The organism is Anaerosolibacter carboniphilus, assembly GCF_014205875.1.
In the GTDB taxonomy this organism is placed as follows: domain Bacteria; phylum Bacillota; class Clostridia; order Peptostreptococcales; family Thermotaleaceae; genus Anaerosolibacter; species Anaerosolibacter carboniphilus.
In genome coordinates, this window is the sequence record NZ_JACHEN010000037.1 from 16,438 (window position 1) to 42,782 (window position 26,345).

General features: G+C 36.9%; 26 protein-coding genes and 1 pseudogene. All 27 read right to left on the reverse strand.

Features of this window, described 5'->3' with window-relative positions:
- Positions 1 to 13: 13 nt before the first annotated feature.
- The 27 genes and pseudogenes from HNQ80_RS22010 to HNQ80_RS22140 all read right to left on the reverse strand — a co-directional run bounded on the left by HNQ80_RS22010 (position 14) and on the right by HNQ80_RS22140 (position 26,160).
- A complete protein-coding gene (locus tag HNQ80_RS22010) occupies positions 14 to 1,420 on the reverse strand; it encodes an MBOAT family O-acyltransferase (protein WP_184312839.1) in 1,407 nt (468 codons plus the stop codon).
- Positions 1,421 to 1,433: 13 nt separating this feature from the next.
- Positions 1,434 to 2,039 (reverse strand): GDSL-type esterase/lipase family protein, encoded by a 606-nt coding sequence (locus tag HNQ80_RS22015; RefSeq protein WP_184312840.1) that lies wholly within the window; start codon positions 2,037 to 2,039, stop codon positions 1,434 to 1,436.
- 160 nt (positions 2,040 to 2,199) lie between these two features.
- Entirely contained in the window at positions 2,200 to 3,936 is a 1,737-nt protein-coding gene (locus HNQ80_RS22020) for a HAMP domain-containing sensor histidine kinase (protein ID WP_184312841.1), read from the reverse strand.
- A complete protein-coding gene (locus tag HNQ80_RS22025; RefSeq protein WP_184312842.1) occupies positions 3,933 to 4,607 on the reverse strand; it encodes a response regulator transcription factor in 675 nt (224 codons plus the stop codon). Before HNQ80_RS22025 ends, HNQ80_RS22020 begins: the two co-directional genes overlap by 4 nt.
- A 230-nt stretch (positions 4,608 to 4,837) precedes the next feature.
- Complete coding sequence (locus HNQ80_RS22030) at positions 4,838 to 5,692, reverse strand: AAA family ATPase (protein ID WP_184312843.1); 855 nt, start codon at positions 5,690 to 5,692, stop codon at positions 4,838 to 4,840.
- A 217-nt stretch (positions 5,693 to 5,909) separates the two neighbouring features.
- Positions 5,910 to 6,749 carry an AraC family transcriptional regulator gene (locus HNQ80_RS22035; RefSeq protein ID WP_184312844.1) on the reverse strand — a complete coding sequence of 280 codons (840 nt, stop codon included), beginning with the start codon at positions 6,747 to 6,749 and terminating at the stop codon, positions 5,910 to 5,912.
- A 130-nt stretch (positions 6,750 to 6,879) separates the two neighbouring features.
- Complete coding sequence (locus HNQ80_RS22040) at positions 6,880 to 8,007, reverse strand: C45 family autoproteolytic acyltransferase/hydolase (RefSeq protein ID WP_184312845.1); 1,128 nt, start codon at positions 8,005 to 8,007, stop codon at positions 6,880 to 6,882.
- A 320-nt stretch (positions 8,008 to 8,327) separates the two neighbouring features.
- On the reverse strand, positions 8,328 to 8,426 hold the full coding sequence (locus HNQ80_RS26595; RefSeq protein ID WP_334297396.1) for an SEC-C metal-binding domain-containing protein: 99 nt from the start codon (positions 8,424 to 8,426) through the stop codon (positions 8,328 to 8,330).
- Between the two features lie 11 nt (positions 8,427 to 8,437).
- On the reverse strand, positions 8,438 to 9,289 hold the full coding sequence (locus HNQ80_RS22050; protein ID WP_184312846.1) for an ABC transporter permease: 852 nt from the start codon (positions 9,287 to 9,289) through the stop codon (positions 8,438 to 8,440).
- Positions 9,286 to 10,188, reverse strand: coding sequence for an ABC transporter ATP-binding protein (locus tag HNQ80_RS22055; protein WP_184312847.1), 903 nt, complete (start codon positions 10,186 to 10,188; stop codon positions 9,286 to 9,288). Before HNQ80_RS22055 ends, HNQ80_RS22050 begins: the two co-directional genes overlap by 4 nt.
- A gap of 4 nt (positions 10,189 to 10,192) precedes the next feature.
- Entirely contained in the window at positions 10,193 to 11,302 is a 1,110-nt protein-coding gene (locus HNQ80_RS22060) for an anti-sigma factor (protein ID WP_184312848.1), read from the reverse strand.
- The gene (locus HNQ80_RS22065) at positions 11,292 to 11,831 is read right to left on the reverse strand and encodes a sigma-70 family RNA polymerase sigma factor (RefSeq protein WP_184312849.1); all 540 of its coding nucleotides are present in this window, start codon (positions 11,829 to 11,831) and stop codon (positions 11,292 to 11,294) included. Before HNQ80_RS22065 ends, HNQ80_RS22060 begins: the two co-directional genes overlap by 11 nt.
- 148 nt (positions 11,832 to 11,979) lie before the next feature.
- On the reverse strand, positions 11,980 to 13,041 hold the full coding sequence (locus HNQ80_RS22070) for an FAD-binding protein (RefSeq protein WP_184312850.1): 1,062 nt from the start codon (positions 13,039 to 13,041) through the stop codon (positions 11,980 to 11,982).
- Between the two features lie 43 nt (positions 13,042 to 13,084).
- On the reverse strand, positions 13,085 to 13,309 hold the full coding sequence (locus HNQ80_RS22075) for a helix-turn-helix domain-containing protein (RefSeq protein ID WP_184312851.1): 225 nt from the start codon (positions 13,307 to 13,309) through the stop codon (positions 13,085 to 13,087).
- A 10-nt stretch (positions 13,310 to 13,319) separates the two neighbouring features.
- Positions 13,320 to 13,772, reverse strand: a complete 453-nt coding sequence (locus HNQ80_RS22080) for a DUF2975 domain-containing protein (protein WP_184312852.1) — start codon at positions 13,770 to 13,772, stop codon at positions 13,320 to 13,322.
- A 246-nt stretch (positions 13,773 to 14,018) separates the two neighbouring features.
- Entirely contained in the window at positions 14,019 to 16,637 is a 2,619-nt protein-coding gene (gene ppsA, locus HNQ80_RS22085; protein WP_184312853.1) for a phosphoenolpyruvate synthase, read from the reverse strand.
- Positions 16,638 to 17,112: 475 nt separating this feature from the next.
- The gene (locus HNQ80_RS22090; RefSeq protein WP_207727150.1) at positions 17,113 to 17,865 is read right to left on the reverse strand and encodes a transposase; all 753 of its coding nucleotides are present in this window, start codon (positions 17,863 to 17,865) and stop codon (positions 17,113 to 17,115) included.
- Between the two features lie 146 nt (positions 17,866 to 18,011).
- Positions 18,012 to 18,812, reverse strand: coding sequence for an ABC transporter permease subunit (locus HNQ80_RS22095; RefSeq protein ID WP_184312855.1), 801 nt, complete (start codon positions 18,810 to 18,812; stop codon positions 18,012 to 18,014).
- Positions 18,813 to 18,816: 4 nt separating this feature from the next.
- Complete coding sequence (locus tag HNQ80_RS22100; protein ID WP_184312856.1) at positions 18,817 to 19,614, reverse strand: ABC transporter permease subunit; 798 nt, start codon at positions 19,612 to 19,614, stop codon at positions 18,817 to 18,819.
- A 13-nt stretch (positions 19,615 to 19,627) separates the two neighbouring features.
- The gene (locus tag HNQ80_RS22105; RefSeq protein ID WP_184312857.1) at positions 19,628 to 20,500 is read right to left on the reverse strand and encodes an ABC transporter ATP-binding protein; all 873 of its coding nucleotides are present in this window, start codon (positions 20,498 to 20,500) and stop codon (positions 19,628 to 19,630) included.
- A 17-nt stretch (positions 20,501 to 20,517) separates the two neighbouring features.
- Positions 20,518 to 20,757, reverse strand: coding sequence for an ATP-binding cassette domain-containing protein (locus HNQ80_RS22110; protein ID WP_184312858.1), 240 nt, complete (start codon positions 20,755 to 20,757; stop codon positions 20,518 to 20,520).
- Position 20,758: 1 nt separating this feature from the next.
- Positions 20,759 to 21,391 carry a TetR/AcrR family transcriptional regulator gene (locus HNQ80_RS22115; RefSeq protein WP_184312877.1) on the reverse strand — a complete coding sequence of 211 codons (633 nt, stop codon included), beginning with the start codon at positions 21,389 to 21,391 and terminating at the stop codon, positions 20,759 to 20,761.
- Between the two features lie 275 nt (positions 21,392 to 21,666).
- A complete protein-coding gene (locus HNQ80_RS22120) occupies positions 21,667 to 22,791 on the reverse strand; it encodes a radical SAM protein (protein ID WP_184312859.1) in 1,125 nt (374 codons plus the stop codon).
- A 198-nt stretch (positions 22,792 to 22,989) separates the two neighbouring features.
- Positions 22,990 to 23,190 carry a DNA-directed RNA polymerase subunit alpha C-terminal domain-containing protein gene (locus HNQ80_RS22125; protein ID WP_184312860.1) on the reverse strand — a complete coding sequence of 67 codons (201 nt, stop codon included), beginning with the start codon at positions 23,188 to 23,190 and terminating at the stop codon, positions 22,990 to 22,992.
- Positions 23,191 to 23,339: 149 nt separating this feature from the next.
- Positions 23,340 to 24,692, reverse strand: coding sequence for a YjiH family protein (locus HNQ80_RS26785; RefSeq protein ID WP_243183497.1), 1,353 nt, complete (start codon positions 24,690 to 24,692; stop codon positions 23,340 to 23,342).
- A gap of 181 nt (positions 24,693 to 24,873) precedes the next feature.
- A pseudogene (locus tag HNQ80_RS22135) lies at positions 24,874 to 24,972 on the reverse strand (transposase); the annotation flags it as partial.
- A 261-nt stretch (positions 24,973 to 25,233) separates the two neighbouring features.
- A complete protein-coding gene (locus tag HNQ80_RS22140) occupies positions 25,234 to 26,160 on the reverse strand; it encodes a Gfo/Idh/MocA family protein (protein ID WP_184312861.1) in 927 nt (308 codons plus the stop codon).
- Between the last annotated feature and the right edge of the window lie 185 nt (positions 26,161 to 26,345).

Consider the following 26,345-nt stretch of genomic DNA (forward strand, 5'->3'; position numbering starts at 1 on the left):
TCAATCCTCCAAGTTAAAATCGAAAATATATAAATGGGTTGTAGGTTGAACCAACCATATATGCCGCTCCCAAAAACATTAGTACACAATAGTACACGTTTACTGCTAATCTGTAAATATTGCAATGAATTCTTTTAAATAATAGTGCCAGTTTCTTCGGCCAAGGTGAAGCGGCAATGATACAAACAATATAAAGAGAGGTATAAGCTTTTAGCTTCACAATTCCTTGATTATCAAAAGGCAGGTTACCTCCCACTCCAAACATGATCCGTAGAAAACTCAGCCCATCCGTCAGCTTGGTAAATTCAAAAAACACCCAGCCTATAACAACCAACAGCAATAAGTATATATGACGGACAGCCTTGGGCCATCGTGTCATGCTTTTTTGCAAAAACAATTTTTCTACATATATTAACGTTCCAAAATAAAGCCCCCATACAACAAAATTCCAGCTTGCACCATGCCAGAGCCCGGTGAGAAACCATACGATGAACAGGTTCCGTATCAGTTTCCGCTTACCAACACGGCTCCCGCCAATAGGAATATATACATATTCCTTAAACCATGATCCGAGGGAGATATGCCACCTCCGCCAAAATTCCGAGATGCTTTGCGAAATATATGGATACCGGAAGTTTTCCTTAAAACGGAATCCAAACATTTTTCCCAATCCGATGGCCATATCTGAATACCCGCTAAAATCGAAATAAATCTGCAATGTAAAGGCAATAATCCCGGCCCATGCCATGAGCACTGAAATTTCTGTACTGGGCATAGCTTTTACTTCGGACCATAGCAGGCCTATATGATTGGCAAGAAGCACTTTTTTAGCCAGACCGTACAGGAAGCGCCGCATCCCGGAGTGAAATTTTTTGAATGTTATGCTCCTGTCAGCCAACTGTAATTCAATGTCTGCATAGTTCACGATAGGCCCGGCCACCAACTGCGGGAACATAGTAATATAAAGAGCAAATAGAATCAGGCTTTTCTGCGGCTTTATATTTCTCCTGTATACATCAATCACATGAGATAGTGTCTGAAAGGTGTAAAACGAAATTCCTATTGGAAGCGTCGGTATTTCCGCATTCAAATTCCAACCGCCAATGGATGCTATTGTACTTATGATCATACCGAAGTATTTAAAATAAGCGAGACAGCCTAAATTGAACACCAAGCTTATGATTAAAAAAAGCTTCCTTTTTCGTCTGGTGGTATCATCTCTACCTAAGAGAGTACCTATACAGTAATTAATCATTATGGAACCGCACATCAATAACACATAGACAGGTTCTCCCCATGCATAGAAAAACAGGCTTGCAGTAAGCAGGACAATATTCCTCAAATGCTTTCCTAACGAATAATATAGAATGACTGTGACTGGCAAAAAAGCAAATGTAAAAAACAGACTGCTGAAAACCATATGTTCTCCTCCGCTACATTAATTTAGAAAGCTTCTCCAGCCACAGCGGATAAAATTCTTTCTTAAAATGAACACCATCTTCGGCAAATAAATCGGGGTTTTCCTGTGCCAATGTCCCTATGTCTACATAGTTGACTGATAATTTGTCCGCTAATTCTTTTAAAATCTGGTTATATTCCTCTATTCCTTTATAACGGGGATCTTCTTTTAACGCATCCTGTGTCACAGGTGTAATAGACTGAAGATATATTTGGCTGTCGGGTAGTTCTTCCTTGATCTTGTTAATCAGCTTCATAAAATCATTTCTAAATAATTCTTTAGGATCATCTACAGGCATGAGAAGATCGCATGATCCCAACATGATAAAGACATTATCAGGCTTTTTTTCGACCAAAGTATCCATATCATCATAAATAAAACCAGCTGTAGCTCCCGCCCCAGCTATTACAGATTCTTTCGGCAGGATTTCATTAACGACAAAGCCTTCCGTAATGGAATCTCCCATAAATACACTGTTCTTAAACTTAGTAGTAACATCTTTTTCACTTGTTTGATTCCCGCAGGCAGTCATACTAATCAAAAGAATACCTATCAAGAAACGAATCATTAATTTTTTCATACAAAATACCTCTTTTCTTTATTTGATACATAGATATTACAGCAGCAAAATGCAGAACAAGTGCAGATGAGATAAAGTTCGGATATTATTTTTGTTCTAATTTTTTGCAAAATAAAAGCCATGAAGAATCCTTCATAGCTGTGAAAATATATCCAATGTTTTATGATTGTACTGGTAGTGAAAAGAAAAAGCGGACGCCATCTTTCGTATTTTCCACACCATAAACCGCATGATGAAGTTCCAGTATTTCCTTGGATATGGAAAGTCCAAGACCCGTACCTGCTTTGGATGTCCTCGCCTCGACACGGTAGAATTGATCCCATATCTTTTTCCTGTCTTCCTCTGATATCGGGCTTCCCTGATTTTCTACGCTGATTTCTGCTGCCTGTCCATTGCTTCTTACAGTAATTACGATTACATGTCCATTCTCCGTATGTCGGATTGCATTACTGAGAAAATTAGTAATAACCCGACTGATTAGCCCTTTATGTCCCACTACCCTTTGAGAATCAATGTTTAAGCTAAGAAAGAGATTTTTCTCCTGTATTTGCTCAGCCAGCGACCTGCATACTTCGGTAATCACTTTATCTATTTCAAAAGGAGCCATTTCCGGCTGATAGGTACCAGATGTAAACTTAGCCAAATCCAACATATTCACAACCAGCAAGTTCATCCGCTGTATTTCATCTTCCATTGCCTGAAAGTAATGTTCCCTTTTTTCGGCTGCAATTCCGTCTTTTAAAATAGATAGGCAACTTTTCATAACAGCAAGAGGCGTTTTCAGCTCATGAGATACCCCTGCAATAAATTCCTTCCGTGTGTTTTCCAGCTGTTTCTCTTTATCAAGCTCCTGTTTCAGCTGACCAATATACACTTCCATCTGATTCGACAGGTAATTGATATTTTGGGATAGCTGACCAATTTCGTCGGCGGAACGCACCGGCAGCTTTTCCGTAAAATCCATGTCTGCTATTTTCCCTGTGATCTGGTTGATGAATATCAGCGGTTTTGCCAGCCACTTAGAAAAAATAAATGCCAAAAGAATAACACACAGAACAGTAAATCCAAAAAAGTAAGGATAGAATTGCCGTATCACCGATATTGCTTCGCCTACCGGCTGAAGAGAGGTCATGGCGAAAATATATCTCGTTACCCCATTTTCAACAACCGGTTTAATGATTATCTTGTACTCCGCAAAATTTTCTGTTGCACTATGTTCTTCCGTATGATGAAGGGGTTTCGCATCATCAGCCAGCAGGCTGGCTTGAAATTCTTTTATCTGTTCCAAAAAATACTGTTCATTGTAGGGAAACTGGATATCCACCACATGTTCCGGAAATACAGCTTTCGCTATTGTTCCCCTTAATATACCGACTGCAAGGTGACTATAAGCCTTATCTGCATTAGGGCCATGCAGCTTGTATGCAAGGCTTACATTTACAACTCCGATTGAATCATTCTGTATTTGGTAAGGTATCCTTTCATCGGCTATATTAACGGTATCAATAACCACCTCATCACCGACCTTTAATAACAAGAGTACATCGGAAGAATAATCTCCTTGAAATGAGTACATTGGTATTCGCAAATTACCCTGATATTCATTATCCAATTTCACTTCGATATAATAATTCTCTACATCACAGACACCACCATATTCATCCAATTTTGTAATCCAAACATGCTTATTCTTATAAAATTCTGCTGATGCCGCTTCTGCTCCCTTTTTTGCCGCCGTATCTGAGTACTCGTTCATATACGTTTTGAGAACATCCAATTTCTCATTAACGTAATATTTCTCAAAGAAGTAATTTTGAGCGATCCCGATGAATAAAAGCATCGTTGAAAATATTATCGCAGTTAACATAAACCATTTAAAAACAATACTTTTTTTCATAGCTGCTCCTCTTCGAATTTATATCCCGAACGGATAACCGTAACAATACAGCTGCCTTTACTGCCCAGCTTAGCACGCAGGTTTCTGATATGGCTGTTCACTGTCTTTTCATCACCATAAAAATCATAACCCCATACTTTAGCGATCAGTTGCTCTCTGGTAATTACAATCCCTTTATTTTGCATTAAGTAAGAGAGAATTTCAAATTCTGTATGTGTCAGATTCATTGTAATGCCATCTACAGTAACCAGTCTTGATCCCATATTTATTACAATTCCGCCGACTGATATCAACATTCCATCCACAATACCAGAGTATTTTTCAAGAAACCGTTTCACTTTTGCCATCAAAACCCGGGGACTATATGGTTTGATCAAATAATCATCTGCTCCCAGCTCATATCCCAGGAGAGAATCATCCTCATCTGAACGCGCGGTCAAAATGATGATAGGAATACTGGAATTTTTTCGTATTCTACGACATACTGACCAGCCGTCAACCTTCGGCAGAACAATGTCTAGTATAACTAAATCAACGGAATTTGATTGAAACAGCTCTAAAGCTTTTTCTCCATCTGCTGCTTCTAATACCTGATATCCATCCTCGATTAGATAGTCCATTATCACTTCACGTAAGATATCTTCATCTTCAACAACCAGTATTTTATTCATCCCATACCTCCATCGGTGCCCTTACAAACTGCTTCCACTTCTTTTCCCCACTTTTACTATCAAGGTTTTCTATGTGTCCATCAAATCAGGTTAAGCTCATCTATATCCCCTCAATCACCCAATGTTATCTATAGACACTATATCTTTCAATTGGGCAATGCGTTTCAGTAAAACTCTCCTAAACGGATAGTATTGGAGGAGTAGATCATGCTTTTTTACTTTTAACAACATTAAAACTCTTTTTCGTGTCGTTTAAAAAATTCATAATATGTACGCACATTTTCCAGCTCAGTCCATCGTTTCACCTCGACAGGATTCTTATCAAGATCGTATATTTTCGCCCCACTCATGGCAAGCAGAAATGGCGAATGTGTCGATATGATAAACTGACATCCTAAATACCGTGCAGAGTCCTCAATAAATTTTACTAATTCCATCTGACGTTTTGGAGAAAGACTATTTTCAGGCTCATCTAATATATAAAGTCCATTTTCACCTATTTTCTCAGTAAAATATAAAAACGCGCTTTCTCCATTCGAATATTCACGCACATTATCCATCAATTGATTTCTCACAAAACGGGATTGTGTTTTACTTCTAGCAGTATTTACTTTTTTAAGTTGCTCATAATCTGCCATAGATCTCATCTGAAAATGTGAATATTTTGCATCCAAATATTCTTCAAAGAGTTCTTCCCGTTTTTGGTCAATTCCTTCATTGAGATTACGTATATTCAACATATAGTCAAATACATCATCACTAGTAATAATTCGGCTATTTTTAGGAATGTCAGCTTCAAGCTGCAGCTCACACATATTTACATAATCTGGATAAAAATTGGATTTATTATAGATAGAATCGCGACGGATTCCTGTTTTTTCTGCTATCACATTTAATGCCGTTGATTTTCCTGAACCATTTCCTCCATATAAAATCGTAACTGGCTCAAAGTCAATTCTTTCAAAACCATGTTTTGATAATATCTTAAATGGATAAAACGAGTCATAGCATGTTCTTTTTACCTTCATGAAAAAGTTAAACTCTATATCCTCATTTGGGAATGTAAAAACATTTAAATAAACCATTATCTTCTCCCTTATCATAACATTATATAAATAATCTTCAGATCAAATTCTTTTTCCCCATACTTAAAACACATGGAAATGTACAAGTGAACCTTGGCAGCGTATCTCTTGGTATATTTATAAATCCCTATCCAATAAAGTTAAAATCTGTATCATGATATGAAATAAAAATTGTTATTATGGAGCAGCAAAAAAAGCTTATGTCGACCAATTCATCCTATTTCTCCATAACCGGTATCCAAATCTCAGTCTCATATTCCTCAGAGTAGATATCCCCCTCGGTATAAAGCTCAATATCGTACTCCTGAATAAAGCTATACTGAGCCTGCGGAAGCCACTCCGTATAAATACGTTTCCACATATTTTGAATAGCATCTGGCATTGGTCCCTTGCAGGAAAAGATCACCCATGTATATTCCGGTATCTCATAGATTTTAAAACCCTTAGGAATATGATTCATTAAATCGATATGACATCCTATTCCATATGTAAACATACCATTTGATGACTGATCAAAAATACGAACGCCCATTTGGGGACAAACAACCTCCTCTTTATTTCTTCTATTATACTCTAACCATCTGTCCGGAATCTCAGCCTCACAGGTGCTGGCTTCAAACACCTCCGGATAAAGCACGACCTTAAATGCAGGTTTCTTTTCAATTCGGTACTGAATAATGCACCCGCCCTCAATGGCAATTTTAATGATTATTCGATTGAAGGACTTAAGTGTAGCCCCAGTCCTTTTAGCTTGACTTGGATTTATACCATGAAAGCGCTCAAATGCTTTCGAAAAGCTTTCAGCGGTTTCATAGCCGTATTCGAGAGCTGTGTCGAGAACCTTTGCCCCCTTTTGAGTCAGTGCTTGTCCAGCAAGGGATAATCGTCTGTTTCGTATATATTCACCGACACTCATCCCCGTGATCATGCTAAAGGCTCTCTGAAAATGATAAGTGGAAATATGTACATCATCTGCTACATCATTGATCGTAATGTTTTCGAGAAGATGTGCTTCAATATACTCAATAGCCCCATTTAAAATCTGTATCCATTCCATATTTTACCCCAATCCTTCTGCAGCATAATCAGGAGACAATACTCCTCATATCTTTCGTTCAAATTAAATAAGGATTTCTATTCTAATAGAAATCCTCTTGGTACATTCTATAACCATTATACCTTATATCTTACTTAAGTGGAACTCGAGCAAAAAAGTCCTCTGCAGGTGCTCTATCTTCAAATTCGATTTCACACGATGTACAGATTTCATATACTTCCAGAAGGTCATTCTTTATAGAATAACGCTCCCATCCATTTTGCTCATAACCGCCCCAGCAGATATGGAAGGACAAGTCATTTAAATCCATCACCACACTTTTAATCGTGCCGAAGAACGCACTAAAATAATGGCAAGTCATTCCGTTTGGATACGGCGTCAACAGGAATGACTTGAGATCTTCAATGCTCTTTTTTTCTGGTCGACTTAAAAACGCATCGATTTTTTCATATCTTACAATGGAATTTTTCATGGCAAAGGGCTCAAATGTCATCATAGGTTCAAAATGCGAATGATTGGTCGCATGAAGATATTTAGTCCCAATCACATCTTCAGATGAAATTTCCCCATATACTGCGTTCCCATCCAAGGTTTCATAAAGCACAGCACTTCCTGATGCATCTGCCATCATCAGATTGATGTTATAAGGTACAGGCATTTCCTTTACCCTAGAAAGCGCTTCCTTTACTGTCTTACAATTTTCAAGCAACGTTCTGACCACTGCCCAAAACTGCAATCCCTTAAATGTAGGTCTCCTCATAGCCTCGATATTACTTACTGGAAAACCACATGAAGTCATGCTGATCCCAAGACCATGCTCATTTAGTCCCTCACTTCTTCCAAATTCCGCTACTGATCCTCCAATATAAGCATATTTACCGAGAGGAGCAACCCTGTAAAGTCGAAAATCTTCATACTGTGGAGCAAACTCGTAATTACGCGCCAGTAAGACATGGCCATTCTGTGTTTTTTCAGGGAGCAGAACCATCTCACTACAATTCGGTCTGAGATAAGTCATGGACGTAAAAATGAGTCGGTTAAGAGCCACTCCCTTTGCATCAGCATATCCTCTGAGTTCGTCCGTAAGCCCTGGACAAAACTGGTCATATAGCTTTAATGCTTCCTCCAGCAAATCCTTTGATAACGCTTCTGCTTCTTCGCAGATCCCTATATTACCGCTGAGCTGTTTGCCCATCTGCCATCCAATGTCATAATGATTTCCCTTAAGTGCTAGAAACTGTGTAATGGCTTTTTTCATTTTAAAAGACCTCCCAATAAGTATTTGCTATACTCATTATAGATCTCTTCATTTAGAAATTCCTGTTCAAACGTGCTCCAATTTGTTGGATTTTATTTGACCGAGCTGATGAAGCATTTAAAATCCTTTATATAGGTTTATTAAACTCTGCAATCTCCATGTATCCATGCATAGATTTATATAAAAACCCTTCTACATCACATTCTAACCTATTACCGCCGTGCTAAAAAGCACCTATCAATTTGATAGATGCTTTTGGTCATTTTCTATTCAATTTCACGACACACTCTACATGAGTGATAAGTTGCAGTTAGCATATTCTAATTAGTGCAACACTTCTTATATTTTTTCCCGCTTCCACAAGGGCACAGATCATTTCTTCCGACCTTAATCAGCCTGTTATTTTCCTTATATTCAATCTCATATACTTTTACAAATCTCTACCTTGAAATTTCCTCAAAGCCAATACAACCATTCCTATGATATATACGCCAATATACGCCATCATGATTCCACTCGGTTGTACTGAAGCTCCTAGCATATCTTGTAAACTAATATTCATCCCTGACCCTGTAGTAAACAGTAAGGATGCAGTTTTTCTGTAGATAATGTCAGAGGGTATGACTAGGCTAGTTATAATACCTATGCTAGTTAATACTTCCTTTGCACTTCCAGTGATAAAATGCCCAATTTGCTCTAAAATTCCACCTATCATGCCACAAAAATATATGATTACGAGTGTGACCCCTGCTCCCATAGTTGATAATGAGCAGCTTAAATATATGCCTACAGAGGATAATAGCGTTGGTAGTAGATACAAGACCCCTAATGACTTAATTAAAGATATCGTCGTAAAGTTTGCAATTATACCTTTTCCAAATAACATATTAATGCCTAATATACTAGAATATAAAAATGTTGTATATGAAAGTAATACAAATAATACGCCTATGAATCTGCCTAACACTATTTCGTAGCGAGCTATAGGTTTTGATAAAATAGCATCATAGGTGCCTTGTTCAATTTCCGATGAAATCGCTCCAACACTTGCAAAAACAGATAAAAAGGATATAATAAATCCCGTTGCATAAATCCCCATTGATAAAAACTGTCCTGAAACAGCAATACGTAACAATACTTCAGCTTCATTTCTTAAAGAATCATAGGCGAAGTTTAATGCTACACCATAAAGTGTAAGAAAAATAGCTGTTAGTATAAGGGTAAGGTATAAAATCTTTTTCTTAAGCATTTCAAGTAGTGTAAGCCTTATCATAGTATTCATTCTACCCCATCCTCTCCAACAGTTTTTATAAATAACTCTTCTAATAAGTTTTCTTTACGCTTCATCATATATAGCAGCCCATCATTTTCAATGATAGAAGCTGCTATTTGAGGTAATAATTCATCATTTTCCACTGATAATTCTATTTCATTTCCCTTAACTCTAAGTGCAGAATCAAATCGCTTTAGTTCATTTATTATTCTTTCATTACAATTACCTATTGATAGAATTACTGATGAGAGTAATAATTCCTTCATAGTGCCTACCTTCATCATTCTCCCTTTATCTATAATGGCTACCCTATCAGATACCAGTTCTACTTCACTTAATAAATGGGTATTTAGAAAAATTGTTTTTCCTTCATGCTTTAGTTTAAAAATAATATCACGAACCTGTTTACGACCTAAAGGATCTAGGGCGCTAGTGGGTTCATCTAGAAATAGCAATAAAGGATCAGATAATATGGCACATCCTAAACCAATCCTTTGCTTCATACCTTTACTATACTCTTTTATTTTTTTATCTTCATGGCCCTTAAGGCCAACGATATCTAAAACCACTTCTATTCGCTCTTTTATATCTTTTTTGTTCATTTTATAAAGTAATCCATGGTTAAATAATAGTTCATAGCCTGAAAGCCAGTTGTGATACTGGAATAACTCTGGAAGATATCCAATCTTTCTGCGCGTTTCTACATCCCCTAAGGGTTTCCCAAGCATCATTCCCTTTCCAGAAGTGGGATAAAGTATTCCTAGTAATGTTCTAATAAATGTACTTTTACCAGCCCCATTTTTTCCTAAAAAACTAAATACCTCCCCCTCTTTAATTGAGAGGGAGATATCAATGAATCCGCCTTTACCGTTAAATTGTTTGGTTAGATTGTAAGTTTCTATCATCATGATCTTACTCCATAGATTCAACTATAGATAATACTTCATCTACAGAACAATTATTAGCATTTATGAAATATAGTTTATTTTCTTTCTTGAAAATTAGGCGGAGGTAGTTAATTGTTGATTTTGTAGACTCAATCAGAATAGCTTTCTCACCTAGGACTGTTATATCTCTTTTTGTTTCTCTATCCCCATGATAGGGAACAGGAAGAGTTGATGTAATATCACTTATAGCCATAAGTTGGTTTTTAATATTTTTGGGTAAAAAATTCATAGAAAAAAGTGAGTCTACTAGTTCTTCCTCATCTATATCACCTGGTATCTCTAAAACTGGTGCTTCCATTTGTGCTATATTAATAGATTTTTTTCCATTGCCACTACTTGAAGTCATAGCATAACTAAGCACATCCTTCGTATGAATCACAAAAGGTTTTTCATGCAGTATTAATGGAATCTCTGAATCTTCACCAATATACTTTAAGAAATCATTTATCTTATATACATCTAGTGACAATTCAATATTTACTTGTGGTTCTATTGCAGCATTTTCAAAAACAAAGTCACCAGTATTTACAGGTAATTTTGCGTCAGGCATTTTTCCCTTTATTTCAGCAGTTTCAATTGGATATTTAAATTTATATCCTTGACTCTTGAATGAAACATCTATTTTTCCAAAGTTCTCGATATCTTTAGCCCCTTCACCTTCTCGGAATAATCTTTCAATTTCCTGTAGGTCACTTTGATTAATAGATATTCCTTTAAACTCTTGTACTCTAAACATCTTTAATAAATCATTTGCTGTTACTCTAATTGGTTCAATAAAGAATACCCCTCCACACAATATAATTCCTGCAGCTACTGCTGCAAAACGTCTCTGTATCTTTCCCATTTGAAAAATCCCTCTTTTCTCGTTATTCTTTAATTGCATACCAATATTGGGACGAGGTGGTATAAACATATCCATCTGAAAAGCTTTGTTTATCACATTCTCACTTTCCTTTAACTCCATGAAGTTCTCTTTACAAGCTGGACATGTCTCTATATGTGCCAAAGCTTCTTGCACATCTCCTTCATATTCGTTATCAATTATTTGCTGAAGAACTTCAATTTTATAGCACATTCATGTCACCCTCTTCTTTATATAATTCTTGAAATTTCTTTTTTCCCCGTGCAATTAGCTGCCCTATATTATTTTTAGGAATATCTGTTGCTTTGTGAATCTCTTCATAGGAATATCCAGAAAACTTTAATAGTAGACAAATTCTTTGCTCCTCTGATAGGTTGGATAAAACCCTGCGAACAGTTTTAATCTCTTCACTTCGAAATATCTCATCCTCTATTGAAAAAATGTATTTATATTCTTCAAGAACACTGTCTTCTCTTCTAAGGCTTCTTTTTTGTCCCCTTAAATAGTTTAGCGCTGTATTGGTAGCTACTTTTGAAAGCCAAGCTCCTAGATATTCAATATTATCATTCTTAGAATGATAATATTGAATGAAGATCTCTTGCGTTAAATCCTCAGCTAGTGCATTGTTTCCTACCAAATAATATAATTGTTTGTACACAATCGGATAATATTTTTCATAGTTATTTTGAAAAATCTCATCGCTGATTCTTCTTTGCTTTGGGATCCCAAAAATGACTTTCACCTCCCGCCATATATATAAACACCACCGATTAAAAAAAATTGACACTTATATAAAACTTTTTAAAACTATAGCGAATAGTAACTATTCTATAAAAAATAAGAACCTCTCACTGTTAAGAAGTCCTTTTGAAATTATAACTACCTCTTTTCTATTTAATGCTTTGCAGACCTGATTTCATCGCTAACTGTCTAAGAAGTGGATTATACATAGCTGGGGATTTTAAATTTTTAATGAGTAAATTTACTTTGATATCCTTTACCTTCTGTTTATATCTATCTAAAAATCCATCTATTCCATCTTCAAGACTCTGGGCTAAGTATAAAGAGCTTTTTAATGCGTAGCTGATTCCTTCTGCAGAGCTAGGACTAATCGCACCTGCAGCTTCCCCAACCAAGGCTATACCATCCCTTCCTACATAAAACTGTGATACCTTCTTAGGTCTATAGATATATGCTCCTTCTGTTTTTATTTTGTTATGAAAATTAAAACCTATCTGTGTTAGTTTTGTTTTCAATAAATTATACTTTTCCCTAGTATTCTCTCTAGGTCTAAGGGCTGCCCCTAATAATAGATAATTCTCCTTTGGTATAACCCAAGAGTAGAAATCACTTATTTCCTCATCAAAAATTGCTGTGAAATATGGTATATAATCTGGACTTTCACACCATTCCTGAATTGAGATGTACTTTTCAGGAATATTTATATCTTTACTAATAAACTTCCTTAACTTTGAGAAGGCACCATCAGCACCTACAATAACTCTTGTCTTCGTAGATGTTTCTTGTCCATTATAAATATATCCAATTTCATATCCTCCAGGTATTTCAGCAAAGTTTTTGAAAAATGAGTTAAACTTCTTATCAACACCAGTTGGAACTATGGAAACTAGCCATCTATCAAATTTTTCTCTATCCATATTAAAATAGAATCTCTGATATAGCCTTTCTAGATTATTCGTTAAATCAATGGCTCTTACAGCAAAAAGTTGCGGATCAACCAGAATATCTTTAGGTATCCCTAACCCCAACTTTGCAATCATTTTCTGAGCATCGGGGGCTAATAATCCTCCACAGCATTTATTTGCAAAGTTTTTGGGATTCTGACTTTCTAAATCCCGTTTATCTATTAATAGAACCTTATATTTATCTCCGATTAATCGTGCAAGATTAGCCCCTGCTGGGCCTGACCCTACGATGACAACATCATACATAGATCCACCTCGTAAGTTTCAATTATTTTTTACCCTCCATTTTTTAATAATCTTGCTCTATCATATCATTGCTGTATTCTAGAATATCACCTGGTTGACAATCCAAAGCTTTGCATATTGCCTCTAAAGTTGAAAACCTAATAGCTTTTGCTTTTCCATTCTTTAATATAGAAAGGTTAGCCATCGTTATTCCAACCTTCTCTGTAAGTTCTGTCACACTCATTTTTCTTTTAGCCAGCATCACATCAATATTGATTATAATTGCCATCTTATTCACCTCATATTGTTAAATCATTATCTGATTTTATATCTATGGCTTCTTCTAAAAGTTTTTGAAGAACAGCAGCAAAGACTGCAATCACAATTGAAGCAAAGACAATGATCATTGGGATTCCTGCGAGGCCTGGGGCGTCGTCTGCCTCCGCTATGGGAAATAAGAATGGTATGATTCCTGAATATATAACACTGATTGTGATCGCACAGTATTTTATATTCTTTAAAGCCTTTACAGATAATTCAGAGAAAGCTTTGTTCTTATCAATATGGCTTAAAAGTTTTAAAGTTTGATACAGAGCAAAGAAATACGCTATCGCCGTTGCATATACACCGATTAAAATGGGATAGGGTAAGTAGTTTACAAATCCAGGCACCCAAAATATGCACAGAGCAAGAACCGGAATTGCAATAAGAAAAACTACTACCTTTAAAAAGAGAGTTGAAACTTGTTTCACATAAAGCACCTCACTTATACATTATTAATTTGATTTTAACATATGATTTATTGTTTATCAATAAATTGTTATTGATTTTCATTATTTTTTTATTGTAGCATAAATTTCCTTCTAAATTCTGTAGGTTAAATAAAAAACTATATTCTATATTTAGGCAAAGAAAAAAAGCATTCTTCACTACAAAGAAATGCTCTATAACCTTAAACTATTCAATTTATAACTTGTTCAACATCACTGCGCCACGATCTAAATGCAGAGGATTTCTACATACCCTTCTGTTCCATGCACGCGAATTCGTTGTCCATCTTTTATCAGTTTGGTAGCATTTTCTACTCCGACAACTGCTGGCAAGCCATATTCACGTGCGATCACTGCTCCATGGGTCATCAGTCCACCAACTTCGGTGACTAGGCCTTTTATGGATACAAACAATGGTGTCCAGCCGGGGTCAGTAAAGGCGGTGACTAATATATCTCCATCTTCTAAATTTGCGTCTTCCATGTTTAAGATTACGCGTGCTCTTCCCTCTATAACTCCTGAAGAAACAGGCAGACCTGCAATAGCGCCCGCTGGAATATTTTCCCGTTTGTACTCGCCTGCAATTATTTCACCAGCTGAGGTGATCACACGTGGTGGAGTTAGTTTTTCGTATAATTTGTACTCGTCTTTTCGCATGCTGATGATCTGATAATCCAGTTTGTTTGTGCGTACGACTTCGCGAAGTTCTTCAAAAGTGAGATAGTATATATCTTCTTTTTCATGAATAACGTTGGCATGTACGAGTTGTTCGGCTTCTTTCAGTAAAGCCTGCTTATAAACAAAGTAGCGGCTAACCATGCCGTATTTTGGATATTCACGATAGCCAATGAAATTCCGAATTAGGTTAATCATTCGCTTCGTTTCTTTGACTTTTTCTTCACCATCCGGCAACTTATTCAATCTCCCTAATAACTCTTTTTCTTTTTCCAAAGCTTCCTGTCGCCCTTGCTCAAATTTTCGATGGCTGGCATTAGGCTCAAAATTTTTGATGTTACTGAGAATCATGGGGACAAGTGTAGTTGGCTTTTCGCTAAAACGAGGTTTAGTAATATCAATTTCACCGCTGCATCGCATTCCGTATTTGTCAAGATAAGACAGGATTGCATCTCGGGCTTCCTGCCCACCATCAAACTTAACTAATTTTTCCAGAAAGTTATCATCTTTTACATGTTGTAAATAATCAACTAATTCCGGGTAAGGACGAATCACATCTGCCACATCCATTAACGCCAGACCCATTTCCGAAGTAATATTGTTTGGTACAGATTGAGAAAGTATGTCTGCTGCGTTCTTTTCACCCAACCACTCGTTCATTTTTTCATTGATCCATTGTGAAGCATTTATGGCGGCCATAAATACAGCTGAACTTTGTGGGTCAAATAAGATCCTCTTTAACTCCTGGATATCTTCTAGTATAAAATCAATTAAATTTATTCCTGATTTCCCTTGAATGTTTTGTTTCAACTCTTCTATGGAGGTTTGACTTTTTCTAATCAAATCAGAAACGATTGACGGATTGTTTTCGATTTGTGCTTGAGTATCTGCAGGCGGCTTAACTTTATCGCTATTACCAGAACTCTGCTCTTTCTTATCATTTGGTAAACATTTTATAAAATCTCGCTCTATTATGGTCATAAGTGCGTCTTTTATGAGCGGATCGTGTTGTCCCGTGTTATTTAATAACATTTTTCTGCCGTCTGGTGAAGCCAGCATTTGTGCCACATCAACAAACAACCTTCCACCAGCTTTAAACCTGTGACCATAAGATATTAACTCCATTAAAGACATTCCCAATGGTTTCAAGGGATCGGTCATCATTTGTTGATGGCCAACAGATAAATAAACGTGATTTTCCTCATCATTTACTTCAGGGATGGGGTATAAAGTTGTGATTGGTCGACTCTGGACAATATAAAATGCATCATCAGCCAAACACCATTCGATGTCTTGGGGGCAGCCGAAATGTTCTTCGATCTTTCTACCCATGCGCTCAAGCTGCAAAATCTGCTCATCCGTCAGCGCTTGCCCATTCTGCTGCTCAGGCTCAATCTCCTGTTCTTTCGTACCCCCATCTTTTAAGGCATAAATAGCCAGCTTCTTGGTGGATATCTTCTTATCAATAACCTTGCCGTTACGCACTTTATAGATATCAGCATTCACCAGACCGGAGACTAAGGTCTCGCCAAGTCCGAAGCTGGCATCAATGGATAACACCTTCCTATTGGAAGTGACGGGATCGGCAGTAAACAAAATTCCTGCCGCCTGGGGGAAGACCATCTGCTGAACAACCACAGACAGGTGCACTTTACGGTGGTCGAAGCCGTTTCGAATGCGGTAGGTTACTGCCCTCTCGGTAAACAGCGATGCCCAGCACTTGCTGATATGTTTTAGAATGGACTCCTTTCCAATAATGTTCAGATACGTATCCTGCTGTCCTGCAAAGGAAGCTGTCGGTAAATCCTCTGCAGTTGCGCTGGATCGTATTGCATAGGCATTTTTTTCACCAAGCCTAGAGAGAAGGCGGGTGATCTCTTCATGAATGTCTTTCGGGATGGCTATCCCTTCGATGACCCTGCGAATCTCACCGCTAAGTTCACTGATTTTATCCCGGTCTTCCAACTTCAACAGTGATAACTGATCCAGTAAGACGTTAACCGATGGCGTTTCCCCAATGATTCTTTTAAAGGCCTCAGTAGAAACGCAAAAGCCATCTGGTACGCGTATTTCTTCAATCTTGGAAAGTTCCCCCAGGTTCGCGCCTTTACCCCCAACAACCATGAGTTTTGTTTTGTCAATATCCTGAAAACCAAGCACATAGGAACTCATATGTTTACCTCCTTTGGCTATTCCTTCTTTGATAATTTTGATGACATCCTTTCCATAATAATCCTCTCCAACAAATCACATTAACATACTATTGCATTATAGCAGCAGCAAATGAAAACAAATAGTCTAGATTTACAATTTTTTACATGTTATAATTAAAGTGGGAAGGATTCAATTCTTCAAAGAAGTAAACCTTAAAGACGCTAACCCGATGCCAAGGTGCATCCTTTTATAGATTAGAGGGACAATGTACTTGGCCCTCGTCACATTTGCATTTATTACCCCTCGCCTATTTACTCTTTTACTTTTACATTGTAATAATTATTTCAGCATTTGCTAATTCACAAATGTTAAACTCCCTCAAATCTATAGTCTGAGGGAACATGAAACACACTTCAATCTGACGTGACGAAGTGTCAAGGGGGTGAAGTGTCAAGGGGACGGGTGGTGTCAAGGGGACGGGGTTATCGTCACACTACAATTTTTGAATAATGCCTCTATTAATTCCTGTCAATCTTTCAATTTGTCTAATTGATAGTCCATATCTTTCCTTTAATTCTTTTATATATGAATTTCTTTTATCTACATCAATCATTTGTAAATCTAATCCCCGCTCAACGTTACAATGATCCTTGATTATTTTTATAGCATCATTATCCGTTATCTGTCGACTTTCCTTTATTTCTAGGCATTTATCATCGTTATCTTTATCAATAAACTCAATAAATTTCCTTACAGCTTGTTCTCTATCTACATTTAAAATATCAAGGGCAAAGTCCGTATCAGTCTGATATTTTCCTTCTATATAGTCTGAGTAATTCGTCCATAAATAATCTTCAACTTTAGTCACTATACCAGCTTTTACAGGATTCCGAAGAATATATCTCAGGACTGTTAGGAAGTATGCATCGTCCTCTACAGGCTCACTTTTAAATCGATCCTGAAACAAATACCCTATTCTTCCATATTTTTTGTTATACCATAAAACATAGCTACCGCATATCCTTCGCATAACAGTCTCTAATGGCTCCTTATCTTCCATTAGAAGCAAATGAAGATGATTACCCATTAAGCAATAGGCATATAATTTGTACTCACTGATCTCCCTGTATTTTTGCAAGGTTTGAATAAACTTATGACAATCTTCCTCATCTTCAAATATAATTTGACGATTTATTCCTCTCATAACAATATGGTATATTCCGCTTTTGCTTTTTATCCTTGGCATCCTTGGCACGCAAATACCTCTATGATAAGTTATATCATAGAGGTATTTTACGTGTCAACAACCCCGTCCCTTTGTCACCGCCCCTGCTTCCGCACAGGCATTTGGAATGATAAATAATCAACGCCCCGCAAAAAGCGGGGCGGATTTCACAAAGCTCGTAAATCTTTTCCAGTATATCGTCTGCTTGCTTCAAAGCAGCTGCTTAAGATAATAACGAGCGAAAGTATAATGTATAGCGGGTTTAAGCCGTTTGCCGATACGCTTACTACTTCAAAATATCTTATCGGCGTTAAAAAATTCAAGAAATTCATTGTGCCAACGTAATCAAGCGCAAAGCTAATCACATAAAACACCATAACAGCAACCATTGTAAGCCGACTTGCGGTTTTGTAATTTTTTGCCATGCTTGAAATTAGCAGACCTATCGCGAACAACACAATTTGCGTGATAAACATTCCAATGGTTGTGATAATATGCGTGCCGATGATGCTCATATCACCAAGCGGGAGAATTATGCACAAGTAAGACATTATCCCTACGGTAAGCGAGAATATTGCGAGGTTTGTGACGGCAGCCCAAATTTTCGCCCAAACAATACTAGAACGCTTATATGGTTTTGAAAACAAAAACTCGCTTGTGCCGAATTTCTCTTCTCTCGCAACCGCAAACACTCCCAAAAATCCCGCAAAGAAATATGCAAGCAAGTTAGACCAAAATGCCATGCATTGATAAGCACCCAAGGCGGTATCGACTCCGACTCCGTTCATTCCAAACAAAACCAATACTATTTTGGGGAAACTACCCGCCAATTCCGCTATATCAGCCAACGCGTCTTTGAGCATAACAAACTCTACCGCGGCAAACCCTGTGAGTATAACGATTAGAGAAAGCCAAATAATAAGCATTTTTCGTGTTAGCCTTAGTTCTTTTAGATATATCGCTTTCATATCTTCAACCTCCAAACACAATATCTTTTTTGAGGAATTTTTTATAGCTGATTAGCAGTAATCCTGCGCCAAGCACAACATACCACACCACAAAATTCCACTCATAAAATCTCGTTTCAACTATATCTATGGGACTAAAAAATGCAAATGGGGTTAAATATCCTAATATCGGCAGATTTATCTTTTTAGACATTGTGCTCAGGCAAAACAGCGCAAGCATAACGCATGAAGATATAAGAACAGGCGTGCGTACATTCGAGAAAAACGTTCCCGCTACGGTGCCGAAAACTACGAACATTAACTCTACCAATACTAACGTTTTCGCAATCAATATGAAAGACCACCAATCAATGCTTATATCTTTAATCGTCAATAACGCTAAAGCCGCCCCTATTATATAAGCGGCTCCCACAATCAAGCTATCAACCACGCAAGCGAAAAACTTTCCCCAAAAAACTTCACCTCGCGAATGTGGTTTGGTCAGCAAAAATTCCGCTGATTTGCTTGTATATTCCTTTGTGTGCGATGAAAAGGCTATGCTCATTCCGTGAATCGCCGCCGCCGTCATAGCAAAGCTGCCCAAAAAGCTAAGCATACCAATGGGGGTAGTTATGAACGAGGCACTTACGCCCAAAACATCAAGCAAAGGATTGTTTCGCATCGCATCAATCATTGTTATATTGCCACTTGAAGAAAAACCAATGTAAACCGGGAGCATCAGGAAGATTAACCCTCCCATAGATAACGCCCATATAATGATATTTTTCTTTAATTGTTTCAGTTCGTATTTAAAAATAGTCATTTTGAACCTCCTTCTACTTGTAATAGTGCATGAAAATTTCTTCTAAAGTCGGCTCTTCAATAAAAACATCGTAAACATTCAAAGCAGACATTTTTTTCAAAACATCAGCAACATTTCCCATATACATAAACGTTGCGCTTTTTCCCTCCTGCTTGTAGTTTGTCACGCCCTGCATATCAAAATGTCCGTCCGGTATCACATCCGCCGCTACGCTAATCTTTTTATGACTATTCGCGCGCAATTCGCTGATTTTTTTAATGCCGATAATCTTACCGTCTTTAACAATAGCCACGCGGTCGCAGATTTTTTGCACCTCAGACAGAACGTGAGATGAAAAGAAAATAGTCGCGCCCTTTGCGTTTTCTTCTTTCAAAATATCGAAAAACTCTTGCTGAACAAGTGGGTCTAAACCGCTTGTGGGTTCGTCTAATATGATAAGTTTGGGGGAATGAAGCAGCGCGCACACAATACCCACTTTCTTTTTGTTACCCAAAGACAAATCCGCGATTTTGCGCGATAAGTCCAAATTCAGACGTTTGGACAGCTCCGCTATTTTATCATCAAAGTTTTTGCCATATAAATCAGCCGCATACCCCACAAGTTCACGAACCGTCATGTTGTCATAGTAAGCTGTTTCACTGGGCAGATACCCCACGTCTTTCGCTATTTCCGCCGCTTCTTTGATACAATCTTTGCCAAAGATTGACGCGCTCCCGGATGTTGGATGTATCAGGGCAAGCAATGTGCGAATAGTCGTAGATTTTCCGGCTCCGTTTGGCCCGATAAATCCAAGAACCTCGCCTTGTTCAACATTAAAGCTGACGTTCTCTATCCCTCGCTGACTTCCATAAAATTTTGTTAGATTTTTAAGTTCAATTACGCTCATAATCCCATTCCTTTCTTTTAAAAGTTCCAACAGTTGTTCAAATCGCTTATCTCGACCCCGTCAACAGAGACAGAGCCGCTGTCGCCGCGGTCAATGCCCCCGATGATATTCATAAGCGTGGATTTTCTTGAACCTGATGGCCCGAGAATAACACCGATTTCTCCCTCCTTAAGCTTCATCTCGATTCCCTTCAAAACTTCAGTTTTAACCACGCCTGATGTGTAGCTTTTCTTCAAGTTCGAAATATCAATAAACATATTATTGTTCTTCCTTTTTATAAAAACAACGTTTCATTATGTCAAAATATTCATTCCATTCATTAAGCACTTCCAAGCTGGCATCTTCAATGGAATTAACTTGATCCCATTTCTGTTCGGCAAAACTTAGTATGGTCCAGTTAATTATATTAATCATTTTTTCACGATTAATATCTTCACGGAACTTTGTCCAATCAATATTTTGATAACCTCTTTCCAAACCGCTTGCGATGGAATGTTTACCGATTTTATCGATTTCAGACTTCACTTCAGCAGCATCCTCACGAGCTACAGCCTTTAGAAAATTAAATGCTTGTGGAAATTCTTTGTAAATTTTAAATTTAACTAATCCGAATTGTCTCATTCTTTCTAAAAAATCTCTTTCATTCCAATCTATTTCATCGTAGATTTGATCAATCACCTCAACCACATAATCAAGTAGAAACAAATATAATTCTTTTTTACTATTAAAATAGTTGAATAATGATCCTTTAGATATTTCTGCTTCTTTTATAATCTCGTTTGTGGAAGCCTTTTCATAACCATTTCGTGCAAACTCTTTAAGCGCTGCATTAATAATCCGTTCTCGTTTCTCTGGTTCTAAACTATAAAATTTCGAATAGATGCTAACCACCTCATTTCTTAAATATAGCACAATCAGATGACCACTCTGGTCATAACTTATTATACAACTAATGACCAGGGTGGTCAAGGACGCCTCGAAAATATTTTATAACCATTATTTCCTATTGTGTTATAAAAAAAATTGCCCTACATATATAATGTAAGGCATTCCATTCATTACTGGGGAGTCAATAGCTCCCTAACCAAGAGTATCGTTTATGCGATATAAGCAAATTTCTCTAAACCTACACAAAATTGACTATCAATAGAAGGATCCATATCACTCTAATAATTCATCTCTACTGGTTTATATTCGTCAGGCAATTCTTCTTCACTTAAAAATTTGAAATTGTCATCACGCAGAATTGGTAAAAATACTTCGTATGGAATCCTAGAAAACTCACAGGCATAATTACTGGCTCCGAACCACATACCCGCTTTGCTACTCAAATTTAAACCTCTAGCAAATTTTGTATAGTTTGAGCAATCATGAACCGCTAAATCCCAGTTTTCTTCATCGGCTTTTTTCATGAATTCCAGAGTTAATTCCCTACTCCAAATCGGAGATATATAGCCGTGTCTGGAAATATACATGTTTTCCCCATAATAATTGTCTATGTTATTTTCATTTAAATGTAATTCTGCACAATTGATAAAATCGAGTTTTGTCTCTAAGATCGCTTGCTTTTTCTTAAAAAATGCTTCGAAAAACTCAGGAGTCATTGGAGTTTCAATACCTACATTTTCAATATATTTTTTAGCTATGCCAATATTTTCAATAACTTTGTCTGAACACTTAGAAGCACCCAAGTTGAAACGTATCTCGTTAAGACCGGCTTCACCTAATGCTTTCAATGTCTCTTCCGTAGCTAAAATTCCATTTGTATATAAATGTTGATGAATCCTCGCATCACTAAATTTCTTTATAACCGAATAGTACTTTTCAATTTCCATGAATGGCTCTAAATAAACATAGGAAATGCCAGAGGGTTTCTGGTGGATGGAAAGAAGCAAATCAATATCTTTCTCATAAAATTTAGTGCCTCCAATTTCCCACATACCTTCGCCAACTGGAGGAATATCTTCTAGTTCTCCATAGTTATAACAGAACTTACACTCTATGTTACATTTGTTCGTTTTTCTAATTGCACTCAAGCCAGTGCCCAACAAACAAGAACGACATCCATTTGGGAATTTGTTTTCATTTCCCACAAAAAAAGTTCTATTCTCCAAAGTTTTCAAACTTCTAATTTTCGATATTAACGTATCATTTCTATGATCGATCGCTGCCTCAATTTGTGCAAAGGTAGAGTAAATGATTTCTTCATGTTTTGCACTCATTTCCTCTTCCTCAGGCATTAGTGAAAACAATTCAAACCATATCAACGCATCTTTCTTTGAAATCTTCATAACCTATCCTCCTCTAATTAATCCTTCTGAAGACTCAATTCAAATCTTCATGCAATGCTTTTTAATGAAAGTACCATCTCTATTATGCGTCTGCCTTGCTAAGCAAACAGTCTCCGCATGCATGGTGTGTTGCAGTTAGCATACTTATTTATTTTATTTTGCAATTGAACGACTTTGATACCTTACAAATTATATCACTTACTCCTCTTCCTTGAAAGAAAGACTATATTCAGCAAGAATACTTTTTAAAATCCCTAAAGCTTTAGGTCCAAACCCATGTAGAGCCAACAGTTCAGTTTCTCTATACTGGGTTAGCTGATCTAGACTTTCAATTCCCGCATTTTTTAACGCTCTATATGCAGGCTGACCAATTTTAATATTTGCTAATTCTGGTTTCATATTTGCCTCCCTTTTATATTCTAAATCTATACATTTTCATTTTCACTATATTTTTATATTTATCCTATTTTATTGGATGAACTCACTTAATTTTCTTTTGAAAAAAGAGCCTTGCTTCAACTGCAATGGCTCCTTTTATATATTATTATTTAAAAAGATATAACATCTAAATAAGACAAGACATTTGTTATAATTACTAATATCGGCAATGATAACGCGGTTCTAAAAATGAATAATTTGATTACATCCCAAAAATTCAAACCAATTTTACTTTTAACTAAAACCATTCCGGTTTCAGACATAAATACCAACTGAGTAAATGCAAGTACACCAACAAGAAATCTTGAGCTTTCAGAAGCTGATTCGCTGATAAACAATGCTGGTAAGTACATATCGGCAAATCCAGCAACCGATGCTGGTGCCATCATTGCTGCCACTTCTTTACTGTAACCTATCATAGTATAAATAAACACCAGTGGTGTGCTTATGATATTAAAAAACTCAGTATATTCTGCAACAATTAAAGCTAACGTTCCTACCATCATAATGACGGGTAAAAAACCAACATATACATTAAGAATACTCTTAAGAGATTGCACCAAGGCTTCTCCAATTTTGACACTATCTGCTTGTTTTATTGCAGACTCATATGCATGTTGTAAAGCAGTTTTACCTGCTGGAATTTCAATCTTATTAGGGGTCACCCCTTCATAATACGTCGGTTTAAATTTCTTAAGCGGCATTCGAGCTGCAATGAAAGCCAATATGACCGTTACTAATGCAATAGATCCATAAAATATTGGGAAAATATGTGAGAATCCTAACTCTTCAGCCACTGCAGAAGCAAAGGCAATACCTACAATAGAGAAACTAGTCGCAATAATATAGGCTTCTCTTCTGTTATAGTATCCTCTTTGATACTGGGTATCAGTTACCACAATACCAATGGTACCATCACCAACAAAGGATGCAATTGCATCGATCGTTGAGTATCCTGGAACTTTGAACAACTTTTCAACTACAGAACCTAATAAAATCCCTATAAATTCAACAGAACCAAAATGTGTTAATAAAGGAAGGGCAATTATACCAACAAAGAATGTTATATAAAGTGTAGTTAGAAGGCCTCCTTCTCCAGCCATAAGCCCACCAGTATTGCCATCTAAAATTATACTTGCAACACCATAGTTTTCAAACCAAGAATTAAGCACCATCAAATATAAGAATGAGCCACCCACTCTAAGTACAATATTCAAAGGTGATGCTTTGAATACAGAATTAATAAAATCATTCTTTGATGAATAAAAAGTAAAAAGCACAGTCGAAATTAATACAAGCCATGCACATAGGATAGTGAATCCTATAAACAAATCATATATATTTCCTGTAATAAAATTCACTATATGTGAAATAGCAATCTTCTTTTCACCATGAAAATTAAAAGGCATGAGAAAGAAAATATATCCAATAATTGATAAAAATACAAATTTGAATTTACTCATAATACTAGCAACCTCCATTTTGCTTTGACTTAAGTGCACCTTTCCTAGGATAGCACAGCATGTAGCAACTTGCAATACATTTTATGCATATTTTATCAGTGTATTTGTATGAATATTCACGACATTCATGACAAGGGGGCTTGATATCAACTTTTCTTTTCTAGTGTAGTTATGCTTGTCCTTTACTTTTTCCCAATATCGCTTTCCTTCTATATTTAGGTACGAACACTACATGATATTTACAATTCCATGTGGTATGTGCTAAACTGTTCTTATCCATTTCGGATACCTCCTTTTGTTTTTGATTGGTTGGCGAACCGTATCTATTCTTACAAAAGGAGGTTATTTTTTCTACTCATATCTAAAGCTTTTTGGGCCCCCGGTAGAACCGAAGGTTTTCGCTGCACAAATAAATCCTCTGATGAAAATTCGCCATCAGAGGATTTATATTCTTATTCTACTCCCTAACCACCAAGTCTACAGCCTCACAATGGATGGTGTGTTCTAGTTAGCATATGATAAAACCCGATTCAATAACCATCTAAATGTCGTGCCTGACACCATAATCCGATATGAGCTGCTTCACGATTTTTTCGCATAGTTCATGGGTTTCTAAACTGTCCTCATCCTGCTCGATATAACCGTGAATCTCTCTAACATCGTTCAGGAAGCGTTCAGTGACCTGGTCAAATCCCCTGCGGTAAAGAACCGGCTCCCAATCACCAAACTTTTGCCTTATTTCCTTGCCATCCTTATATATCGTAAGATTATTCAGATCCTCTATGATACGTTTTTCTCCCGGACAAATAAATTCCAGCCGCTCTTCAGTTTTACCAGAATCCCGATTCATAATCCCAATCGCTGTACCTTTACATCCAATTAGTTGAAGTACCACCGAATATAACAAGCCATTATCTACTTTGCCTGTGACTTGATAACTAATCAGGTTATCCTCTGATAAATAACGTAGAGTGTCAACTACATGTATGAAGTCATCATAGATAAAAGTTCTAATATCTACCGGTAATTTAAGCCTGTTTTTCTGGCATATTACCACATCCGGTTTCTCCAGTTCCTTCAAACTCCTTATCAGAGGCGCTTCCCGCCTATTAAAACCAACTCTGAAGATTCGGTTCTTCTCCTTCGCCAGTTTAAAGAGCTCTCGTGCCTCGCTTATATGGTAAGAAATCGGTTTATCTACATATACATGGATTCCGCTTTCCAGCAGTTCCCTACAGATATTATAGTGTGCCTCCGTGGCAGCATGAACAAATGCCGCATCAATCCCTGCTGCAATCAAATCTTTGATATTGGTTACATATTCAAGCCCACGATAAATGCCAGCGGCTTCTTTTAATTGATTTTCATTTCTGGAGCATAAGATGATATCAATGCCCTTTTTCTTTGTCATTACAGGTAAATATGCTTTCTGGGCAATATCTCCAATTCCAATTATACCTATCTTCATATGGCCCCCCCCCCCGTTGCGCATACTGAGTTCCATTTGATTAATAGACAGCTCGTATTGTAAAGCAACTATACTATACTTTATTTAATTATATACTAGCATATCATCTTCGAGAACTATACTTAAATCTATAGAATTTAAACTGGTATGCTCATTTATGTGACTTACCCTTATCAGCACTATGG